The sequence below is a fragment of the Streptococcus mitis genome, from assembly GCF_001579035.1.
GTDB lineage: Bacteria > Bacillota > Bacilli > Lactobacillales > Streptococcaceae > Streptococcus > Streptococcus mitis_J.
This window is the reverse complement of sequence record NZ_KQ970286.1, coordinates 369,445-370,793: the sequence shown is the minus strand read 5'-3', so window position 1 is coordinate 370,793 and position 1,349 is coordinate 369,445. Positions and strand designations below refer to the sequence as shown.

The window sequence follows — 1,349 nt, the reverse complement described above, 5'->3', positions numbered from 1 at the left end:
CATTCTATATGGAGGTTCTATGCGTTTTAATCAATATAGTTATATCACTTTTCCAAAAGAAAATATCTTATCTGAACTAAAAAAATGTGGCTTTGATTTACAAAACACAGCCAATCCCAAGGAATTACTGGAAACTTTTTTACGTCGCTTATTTTTCACTTATGAGAACACCGATTATCCACTCTCCTGCTTAGCTATAGATAAAGAAACTAACATATTAACTTTTTTCAAATCTGACAAAGACTTGACAGCAGATATTTTTTATACTGTCGCCTTTCAACTTTTAGGCTTTTCTTATTTGATTGACTTCGAAGACAGTGAAGCTTTTCGTAAAGAGACTGGATTTCCTATTGTATATGGTGACTTGATTGAAAATCTCTATCAGTTACTCAATACTCGCACCAAAAAGGGAAATACTCTTATCGACCAACTTGTTAGTGATGGTCTTATTCCGGAGGATAATGACTACCACTACTTTAACGGCAAGAGTTTGGCTACTTTTTCTAGCCATGATGCCATTCGAGAAGTCGTCTACGTTGAGTCTCGTGTCGATACTGACCAAAAAGGTCAGCCAGACTTAGTCAAAGTCAGCATTATTCGTCCTCGTTATGACGGACAAATCCCTGCCATCATGACAGCCAGTCCCTATCATCAGGGAACAAATGACAAGGCAAGCGATAAGGCTCTCTACAAGATGGAGAGCGAGCTTGAGGTGAAACCTGCTCATAAGATTGAACTAGAGGAATCTCAACTCAATCTCGTCCAACCTCAAGGCCAAGCTGAGCTTGTGTCAGAAGCTGAGGAAAAGCTAAGTCACATCAACTCTAGCTATACACTCAACGACTACTTCCTTCCACGAGGTTTTGCCAATCTCTATGTTTCAGGTGTTGGTACCAAAGACTCTACTGGTTTCATGACTAATGGCGACTACCAACAAATTGAGGCTTATAAAAATGTCATCGATTGGCTTAATGGCCGTTGCCGTGCCTTTACCGACCACACGCGCCAGCGTCAAGTCAAGGCTGACTGGTCAAACGGAAAAGTTGCCACAACGGGACTTTCCTATCTAGGTACCATGTCAAACGGCCTTGCCACTACAGGCGTCGATGGTTTAGAGGTTATCATTGCTGAGGCTGGCATTTCTTCATGGTACAACTACTACCGAGAAAACGGTCTGGTAACTAGCCCAGGTGGTTATCCAGGTGAGGACTTTGACTCCCTTGCTGAACTAACCTACTCTCGTAATCTCTTGGCTGGCGACTATATCCGTGGCAATAAAGCTCACCAAGCTGACTTAGAAAAAGTGAAAGCTCAGCTAGATCGAAAAACTGGGGACTATAACCAGTTTT

The 1,349-nt window shown here is 41.9% G+C and carries 1 protein-coding gene; it reads left to right on the top strand.

The annotated features are described in order from the left end of the window. Nucleotides 1-19 precede the first annotated feature (19 nt). On the top strand, nucleotides 20-1,349 hold a 1,330-nt coding region (locus tag SMIDD26_RS12735; RefSeq protein ID WP_246746891.1), incomplete at its 3' end, for a Xaa-Pro dipeptidyl-peptidase.